The organism is Dyella sp. 01L423 (genome assembly GCF_056399945.1).
In genome coordinates this window covers 215,384-223,670 of record NZ_JBFTSI010000007.1, presented here as the reverse complement: position 1 = coordinate 223,670, position 8,287 = coordinate 215,384, and the positions used below count along the sequence as shown (strand labels likewise).

The window sequence follows — 8,287 nt, the reverse complement described above, 5'->3', positions numbered from 1 at the left end:
GCGCTGTGGCCCCACCCGATCCCATCCCGAACTCGGAAGTGAAACGCAGCTGCGCCGATGGTAGTGTGAATTCTCATGCAAGAGTAGGTCACCGCCAGGGGCTTTATCCCTCAAACGCCTTCCCATCCGGGAAGGCGTTTGTCTTTGTGGTGTTTGGAAAATTTCGTTGCGTCGATGCATGGCGCAACGCCTCGGGCGTCGTCTGAAATCGCTGAAGTCTTGCGATGCGCGCTGTGCAGCAAAAACTTATCGCCTATGATGCAAAGCTCATCTGAGCTGCAGGCCGCGGAGCGTTTCCAGTGTTTGTCCATGTCGAAACCCGCCGTCGTCGGCATGTGCAATGGGCCACCGTGCTCGTGGTGGTCGTGTGCGTGATCAGTTTCGTCGGCCTGGCCCTGATGCCGGGGCCGCAGCGCATGTCGATGTGGCTGGAATGGGGCACCGTGCCGGCGAACATCTTCGACCCGAATGCACCGCTGCTGCCTCAATTGCACGACCCATCGCTGCTTCGACTGTTCACCGCACTCTTCATCCACCTGGCCTGGCTCCACCTGCTGGGTAATCTGCTGTTCCTCGTGATCTTCGGTTTGCCGGCGGAACGAGCGCTGGGTTCGCTGCGTTTCCTGCTGCTGTTTGTGCTGGGCGGCATGGTGGCGAACCTGGTGGGCGCGCTCTCGTTGACCGGCGTGCGTTCGCCGATCATCGGCTGCAGCGGCGCTGTGTCGGCGGTTCTTGGCACTTATATCGCACTGTTTCCGCGCGCCCGTTTGGGCTTGGTCCTGCCGCTGGGCCTGTATCTGGAATTCGTGCGTGTCCCCGCCTTCCTTCTGATCGGTATCTGGGTGCTGCTGCAGTTGCTCTTCAGCTATGCAGGTCCGAGCTATGGCGCCGTGGTGTGGTGGACGCACATCGCCGGCTTCCTGTTTGGGGTGGCGTTCGCGCTGTTTTCGCGGGATGCGATCGCACGGCGTTTGCGCGGATAATTAGCCCCATGCGCAACAAGAAACTCTACAAAGTCACCTTCCTGCACCTGGGCAAATGCTACGAGCTCTATGCCCGCCATGTGGCGTCCAGCAGCCTGTGGGGTTTCACCGAAGTCGGCGAACTGGTGTTCGAACCCGTGGGTGAAGGGCTGCTGGTAGATCCCACCGAAGAAAAGCTGCGTGACGAGTTCAAGGACACGCGCGTGCTGCACCTGCCGATGCAGTCGGTGGTGCGGGTCGAGGAAGTGGAGAGCAAGGGCGCGCTGGTGATCCGCGATGCCAGCGATGGCCAGAAGATCACGCCGTTTCCGATGCCGCCCCGCGGGCGCTGACTCATCGGCTAGACGTGGCGGATTACTGCAATCACGATCTCCACGGCAATCAGCACGATGATGGCGAGCTCCATCAGCTCGCCTCGTTTGCTCGATGCTTCTTCATATAACGCCGCGTAGCTGTCGCGGATGATGGCCAGCTTGCGATCGACTGCTTTGCTGACGTGCGGTACGCGAAACAGTTCGAGTGCTGCCGCATAGACGCGCGCGAGATAGACGTCCTCAGTGGCTTGCAGTGCGTTGTCCACCTTCTCGGTGATCTCGGTGACTTCCGCCACCAGCGTGTAGAGATGCCGTGCCAGATCCGCGTAGCGCCGAGCCGCGAAAGGGTTGGCGACGTTGTGCGTCGCTTCGACCAGGTCGTACATGCGTGGCAGCTCGGCATCGAGCAATTCATCGTAGTAGCGCAGCTCCAATAGCTGGGCGTTCGCCACTTCCAGAATATCGACCACGTCCGACTCGCCGCGCGGTTCGTAGATGAAGGCGCGGTCCCAGGTGACCACGGCCAGATCATCGGTGTAATACGAAAAGCGTTGCCGCAGCAGCTCCTGTCGCGCGGATTCGGAGAGCGCTCGCGATTCACCGGCAAGCATGGGCACGAGGTCCAGCTCATCGTGCAGCGTCGCCGTACTCACGACACCCTCGAGTGCATGCACCAGGCCGAGTAGATAATCCTCATGCAGGACGGCCACACTCGGCCGCACCAGCGCGGGCCCCACGATATCTGTAATTTGCTCGAGCAACCGGGTCCATGCGTCCGAATCCGAGGCCAGACCAAACGCGGCATCCACCGCGTTGACGCGCGCGCTGAATTCCACCCAGGATAGATCGTCGGCAGGCACACTGATGGACAACGCGGCGACGCCGAACTCATAGAGTCTCGCCAGCGCCGTGGCTTGAAGGACGCGGCCACCGACATCGACTTCGATGGAACCGAGCGTCAGCTCGACCGGTGGTACGCCGAACGTCAGTGCCTTCGTCGGCGCGGTTACCAAACGACTGCGGGCCGCGGCCGTACGAGCCCGCTGTGCCCAGAGCGACTCGGCTCTCGTCAGATCGATGGTGTCGGCGATGTCGACCAGCCGCATCGCGATGACCGATGCGCGGTGTACATGCGGTTGTCGACCCATGGTGTTCGTCCATGTGGCGGCGCCCGGTGGAAGCTTCGCGCCGATGGGTCGATTCTAGACCGTGTGCGTGACAGTCACGTCAGCCGGCGGCCAGGCCATGATGGCGCGAGAACTGCCGGAACAGGCGGCGCGCCAGCGGCGTCGGGGCAACCTGCTTGAACGTGTGGTGTGGATCGAAGCCTTCGCGCTTCATGTCGTGGTGCTTGCGATCGATATAGGCGCGCATCACATCCGCATTGAATTCAGGATGGAACTGCGCGCTCATCGCGTTCTTGCCGTACCGGACGAGATGATGCGGGTCACGCGAGGAGCTGGCCAGGACGGTCGTGTCTTTCGGCAGCTCAAGCACGCTTTGTTCATGCGTGGCATGCGCGCGAAATGCCGACGGGAAACTGCTTGCCAGCGGATCGTTCTTGGCAGCATCGAGCATGTTGAGTGTGACGGTACCGATCTCGCGACCGCCCGGCAGATAGTCGACGCGCCCGCCGAGGGCATGCGACATCAGCTGGTGGCCGTAGCACACGCCGAACATCGGCAGCTCCAGGTCCATGGCGTCGCGGATCCAGCCTGCCGTGCGTTCACTCCATGCAGCACGCTCAGTGACCATCGCGGCGGAACCAGTGATCAATGCCCCGGCCACTTCGTTGGGTGGTGGAAGCTGTTCGCCGGCTTCCACGTCGATTACGCGGATGCGCTCGGGCAAGAGCTGTGCGCCAAGGCGGAACCAGTGCGGGAAATCGCCGTGACGCGCGCGGATGGGAGCGGGGGCGCGACCGGTGCGGATAATCAGGACAGGCTTCATGCGATACGACGAATGCGTTGAGTGAGCAAGCGGCGTCGTCAGACGACGCCATGTTCAATGGGAGGAATCACGGTCAGCACCTCCTTGACCGTGGTGACGCCGCGCGCCACCTGCGCCGCTGCGGAAATACGCAAAGGACGCATGCCTTCGGCGAGCGCGGCATGTCCGAAGTGACCCAGATCCAGCTGCGATGAAATCAATCCACGCAGGCGCGAGGACAGCGGGAGCATCTCGTAGATGCCGGTGCGCCCCATGAAGCCTGTATTGCGGCATTCCAGGCAGCCCACCGGTTTATAGACCTTGTCGGGCAGCGGCACGTTCCAGCCGTGCGTGAGCGCCGTCCATTCGTGCGGCTCCTGCTCGGTGGCTTGCTTGCAGTGAGCGCACAGTGTTCGCACGAGACGCTGCGCTACCACACCGGTCAGAGTCGACTGGATCAGATAATGCGGCACGCCCAGATCAAGCAGACGGGTGATCGCGCTCGGCGCGTCGTTGGTATGTAGCGTGGACAGCACGAGGTGACCGGTGAGCGAGGCCTGCACGGCCATCTGCGCCGTTTCCAGGTCGCGGATTTCGCCGACCATGATGATGTCCGGATCCTGTCGCAGCAGCGTGCGCACGCCCGTGGCAAAGTCCAGGTCGATCGCCGGCTGCACCTGCATCTGGTTGAACTCGGGGCTCACCATTTCGATCGGGTCTTCGACCGTGCAGACGTTCAACTCCGGCGTCGCCAGATGCTTGAGCGTGGAATAGAGCGTGGTAGTCTTGCCCGAACCGGTAGGGCCGGTCACCAGCACGATGCCGTGCGGGCGTTCCACCATCGTTCGCCATGCCTCGCCCTCTTCGGGCGAAAAGCCCAGCTGCGAGAAATCCTTGGCCACGATGTCCGGATCGAAGATACGCATCACCACCTTTTCGCCAAACGCCGTCGGCATGGTGGAGATACGCAGTTCCACTTCGCGTCCTGAGGCGGAACGCGTCTTGATGCGACCGTCCTGCGGGCGGCGCTTTTCAGCCACGTCCATGCGCGAGAGGATTTTGATGCGCGCGGTGACCGCGGTCATCACCGGTGGTGGCAACTCGAACACCTTGTGCATCACGCCGTCGATGCGAAAACGCATCAGGCCGGCTTCGCGGCGCGGCTCGAGATGGATATCGGACGCGCGTTGTTCGAACGCGTATTGCAGCAGCCAGTCCACGATGTGCACGACGTGGCGGTCGTCCGCACCGACTTCGCCGCCCTTGCCCAGTTCCAGCAACTGCTCGAAGTTGAGGATGGCGGAGGAGTCGTAGCCGGTGGTCTTGGCGTCCTGCGCGAGCTGGATCGAGCGCTGTACGCCGTAGAACTCCAGCAGGTAGCGGTTGATGTCGATCGGATTGGACACTACGCGCTTCACATCACGCCGCAGCATCTGCGAAAGATCGGCCGCCCAGGCGTTGTCGAACGGTTCGCAGGTGGCAAAGGTCGCTTCACCCGGCGCTACGGCCACGGGCAGGATGCGATGGCGCTCGGCGTAGGCGCGGCTGACCACCTGGGTCACCGCGGCCACGTTGATCTTCATCGGATCGATTTTCAGGTACGGCAGCTGGGCGTGGCCGGCCAGCCACTCGGTCAGCGCCTCCAGGCTCAGCGGTCGACCGGGATCGCGCTGGTTGGGCAGCTTGGCGTTGGCCACCAGCACCAGCGGATGCAATTCCACCGTGGCGCGGCCGCTGCGCGTGCCCATGCGCACCTGCTTGGCGTCTTCGGCGAGCAGATACCCGTCGACCACCAGTGTGGCGAGCATTTCGTCCAGCGCCAGCCGACTGCGGCGGCCGAGCAGGGACACGGTTTGCGGCGAAGCGGCCATGCGGCGATCTCTCCGATAGGCTTTATGCGCTGGATTCCAGCGGAGAAAGCGGTCCCGGCTATACTAACCCGCTTTATTGAAGCCCACGGAAAGCCATGTCCGCGCGCACCTTCCAAGATGTGATCCAGAGCCTTAACCGCTATTGGGCGGCGCAGGGTTGTGTCCTGCTGCAGCCCCTCGACACCGAGGTCGGCGCGGGCACGTTCCACCCGGCCACCTTTTTGCGTTCGCTCGGTCCCGAGCCCTGGGCGGCGGCGTACGTGCAGCCCTCGCGCCGTCCCACCGACGGCCGCTACGGCGAAAACCCGAACCGCCTGCAGCATTACTACCAGTACCAGGTAGTGATGAAGCCGAACCCGGACAACATCCTGGACCTGTACATCGGTTCGCTGAAGGAGTTGGGCCTGGATCCGCTGGTGCACGACCTGCGCTTCGTCGAAGACAACTGGGAATCGCCGACGCTCGGCGCCTGGGGTCTGGGTTGGGAAGTCTGGCTCAACGGCATGGAAGTGACCCAGTTCACCTACTTCCAGCAGGCCGGCGGCCTGGAATGCCGTCCCGTGACCGGTGAGATCACCTACGGTCTGGAGCGCCTGGCCATGTACCTGCAGAACGTGGACAACGTCTACGACCTGGTCTGGACCGATGGCCCGCGCGGCACCGTCACCTATGGCGACGTGTTCCACCAGAACGAAGTGGAACAGAGCACCTACAACTTCGAACACGCGAACGTGCCCGAATTGCTGCGCTGGTTCGACGTGTGCGAAGGCGAGGCCAACAAGCTGATCGCCGCCAACCTGCCGTTGCCTGCCTACGAGCAGGTGATGAAGGCCAGCCACACCTTCAACCTGCTCGATGCACGCCGCGCCATCAGCGTCACCGAGCGCCAGCGTTACATCCTGCGCGTGCGCACGCTGGCTCGCGCGGTGGCGGAGACCTATGTCGCGCAACGTGAAAAGCTCGGTTTTCCGGGCCTGAAGAAGAACGAGAAGGAGCAGGCTGCATGAGCGCCGCCACCAAGCCGCTGTTGATCGAACTGGGCACGGAAGAACTGCCGCCCAAGGCGCTGGACGACCTCTCCGCTGCGTTCCTGCGCGGCATCTGCGATGGACTGGCCAAGCGCGGCGTGGACGCCGGCCTGGACGAAGCGAAGCTGTACGCCTCGCCGCGTCGTTTGGCCGTCTATATCCCCGGCGTGGCGATCAACCAGCCGGAACAGAACGTTGAACGTCGCGGCCCGGCCGTCAATGCGGCACTCGATGCCGAAGGCCAGCCGAGCAAGGCGTTGCAGGGCTTTGCCCAGTCCTGCGGAGTGACGGTCGAGCAGTTGGAAAAGCTCGAAACCGACAAGGGTGCGTGGTTCGTGTTCCGCGCGGTCAAGCCCGGCCAGCCGGTGGCGGCCTTGCTGCCCGAGATTGTCGACGAGGCGCTCAAAGGGCTGCCTATTCCCAAGCCGATGCGCTGGGGCGATCACGACTACACGTTCGTGCGTCCCGTGCACTGGCTGGTGATGTTGCACGGTGCGGACATCGTCGACGGCAGCGTGCTGGGCCTGACCAGCGGCCGCAAGTCGCGCGGCCACCGATTCATGCATGGTCAACCGGTGCACGTGTCCGATGCCGACATCTGGCTGGATTCGATGCGCGCGGCCAAAGTGTTGGCCGACCCGGCCGAGCGTCGCCAGAAAGTGCGCGACGAAGTCGCCCGCGCGGCCAAGGAAACCGGTGGCGTGCCGCAGCTTGACGAAGCGCTGCTCAGCGAAATCGCCAATCTCACCGAATGGCCCGTGGCGATTGCCTGCACCTTCGATCGCGAATTTCTTGCGGTGCCGCCCGAGGCGCTGGTCACCACCATGGAGACCAACCAGAAGTTCGTGCCAGTGTTCGATGCCAACGGCAAGCTCACCGAGCATTTCATCGGTGTCGCCAACATCGAGAGCAAGCAGCCGTCGGAGATCCGAAAGGGCTATGAGCGCGTGATCCGCCCGCGCTTCGCCGACGCCAAGTTCTTCTGGGATGAAGACCTCAAGATGCCGCTGTCCGGCTACCAGGACCAGCTCAAGCAGGTCACCTACCAGCAGGCGCTGGGCAGCCTGTGGGACAAGAGTGTGCGCGTGGCCGAGCTCGCCCGCATCATCGCCGCCCGCGTGGGCGTGGATGCCGGCGCCGCCACGCGCGCCGCCGCACTCAGCAAGTGCGACCTGCTGACCCGCATGGTCGGCGAGTTTCCCGAGCTGCAGGGCGTGATGGGTCGGTACTACGCGGCCCATCACGGTGAAGCAGCGGACGTGGCTGAGGCGCTGGACAGCTATTACCAGCCGCGCTTCGCTGGCGACGCCATTGCAGCGGGCAAGGTGGGCCAGGTGCTCGCCGTGGCCGATCGCTTCGATACGCTGGCCGGCATATTCGCCGTCGGCATGAAGCCCAGCGGCAACAAGGACCCATTCGCCTTGCGCCGTGCCGCGCTTGGCCTGGCGCGTACGTTGGTCGAGGGTGGTCTGGAGCTGGATCTGCGCGGCAGCTTCGTCGAAGCGCTGGAACTGTTGCCGGAAGCGGCGCTGGCCGCTGGTCTAAAGCCGGGCAAGGATGGCAAGGCGCCAACCCTCGACGCTGGCAAGCGCCGTGCCGCGCTGGCTGACGAACTGGTCGAGTTTGTGCTCGATCGCCTGCGCGGCTATTACGCCGAGCAGGGCTTTACGAGCGAGCAATTCGAGGCCGTGGCGGCGGTGTCGCCGTCCAGCCTGGTGGATTTCGACCGTCGCCTGCGTGCGGTCGGCGAATTCGGTCGCCGTCCGGAAGCCTTGAGTCTGGCCGCTGCGAACAAGCGCGTTGCCAACATCTTGCGCAAGCAGGCCGAGGAGGCAGGCGCCGCACCGGTGGGCACTACCGTCGACCCCGCGCATTTCGAGGCGGATGCCGAGCGCTCGCTGCATGCCGCGCTTGACGCCGCCCGCGCCGACACGCACGCGCCGCTGGAAGCGGGCGATTACGCCGCGGTGCTCACGCGCCTGGCGCAGTTGCAGGCTCCCGTGGACGCGTTCTTCGACAGCGTGCTGGTGAACGCGGAAAACCCGGCAGTGCGCGCCAATCGCCTGGCCCTGCTGGGTCAGCTGAAGGCGCAATTTGGCGCGATCGCCGACATCGCCCGCCTCTAAAGGCCGGCGTTCGCACCAAGCAAAAACGGCAGCCTT

At 63.8% G+C, this 8,287-nt stretch carries 7 protein-coding genes and 1 rRNA gene; 5 read left to right on the top strand and 3 right to left on the bottom strand.

The window, feature by feature from the left end:
* The 3 genes from rrf to AC1DMY_RS18305 all read left to right on the top strand — a co-directional run.
* Window positions 1-100 (top strand): 5S ribosomal RNA (gene rrf, locus AC1DMY_RS18315); the annotation flags it as partial.
* A gap of 199 nt (window positions 101-299) precedes the next feature.
* On the top strand, window positions 300-983 hold the full coding sequence (locus AC1DMY_RS18310; protein ID WP_477166299.1) for a rhomboid family intramembrane serine protease: 684 nt from the start codon (window positions 300-302) through the stop codon (window positions 981-983).
* Between the two features lie 8 nt (window positions 984-991).
* A complete protein-coding gene (locus tag AC1DMY_RS18305) occupies window positions 992-1,315 on the top strand; it encodes a DUF1820 family protein (RefSeq protein ID WP_046970761.1) in 324 nt (107 codons plus the stop codon).
* Window positions 1,316-1,323: 8 nt separating this feature from the next.
* Here AC1DMY_RS18305 and AC1DMY_RS18300 read toward each other — a convergent pair whose 3' ends face one another.
* From AC1DMY_RS18300 to tfpB, 3 genes are all read right to left on the bottom strand, one after another.
* Window positions 1,324-2,445, bottom strand: coding sequence for a hypothetical protein (locus AC1DMY_RS18300; RefSeq protein ID WP_477166298.1), 1,122 nt, complete (start codon window positions 2,443-2,445; stop codon window positions 1,324-1,326).
* 79 nt (window positions 2,446-2,524) lie between these two features.
* A complete protein-coding gene (locus AC1DMY_RS18295; protein WP_477166297.1) occupies window positions 2,525-3,247 on the bottom strand; it encodes a glutamine amidotransferase in 723 nt (240 codons plus the stop codon).
* Window positions 3,248-3,285: 38 nt separating this feature from the next.
* Complete coding sequence (gene tfpB, locus AC1DMY_RS18290) at window positions 3,286-5,097, bottom strand: type IV pilus assembly ATPase TfpB (protein ID WP_477166296.1); 1,812 nt, start codon at window positions 5,095-5,097, stop codon at window positions 3,286-3,288.
* A gap of 95 nt (window positions 5,098-5,192) precedes the next feature.
* Here tfpB and glyQ point away from each other — a divergent pair, with 95 nt between their 5' ends.
* Both glyQ and glyS read left to right on the top strand, forming a co-directional pair.
* Entirely contained in the window at window positions 5,193-6,104 is a 912-nt protein-coding gene (glyQ, locus tag AC1DMY_RS18285; RefSeq protein WP_477166295.1) for a glycine--tRNA ligase subunit alpha, read from the top strand.
* Window positions 6,101-8,251: a glycine--tRNA ligase subunit beta gene (gene glyS / locus AC1DMY_RS18280; protein WP_477166294.1), complete on the top strand. Its 2,151-nt coding sequence runs from the start codon at window positions 6,101-6,103 to the stop codon at window positions 8,249-8,251. Before glyQ ends, glyS begins: the two co-directional genes overlap by 4 nt.
* The last annotated feature ends 36 nt before the right edge of the window (window positions 8,252-8,287 follow it).

Excerpts from the sequence above, each read along its gene's own strand:
- AC1DMY_RS18305 (WP_046970761.1), top strand. The coding sequence starts at position 992 with ATGCGCAACAAGAAACTCTACAAAGTCACCTTCCTGCACCTGGGCAAA.
- AC1DMY_RS18300 (WP_477166298.1), bottom strand. The coding sequence starts at position 2,445 with ATGGGTCGACAACCGCATGTACACCGCGCATCGGTCATCGCGATGCGG.
- AC1DMY_RS18295 (WP_477166297.1), bottom strand. The coding sequence starts at position 3,247 with ATGAAGCCTGTCCTGATTATCCGCACCGGTCGCGCCCCCGCTCCCATC.
- tfpB (WP_477166296.1), bottom strand. The coding sequence starts at position 5,097 with ATGGCCGCTTCGCCGCAAACCGTGTCCCTGCTCGGCCGCCGCAGTCGG.
- glyQ (WP_477166295.1), top strand. The coding sequence starts at position 5,193 with ATGTCCGCGCGCACCTTCCAAGATGTGATCCAGAGCCTTAACCGCTAT.
- glyS (WP_477166294.1), top strand. The coding sequence starts at position 6,101 with ATGAGCGCCGCCACCAAGCCGCTGTTGATCGAACTGGGCACGGAAGAA.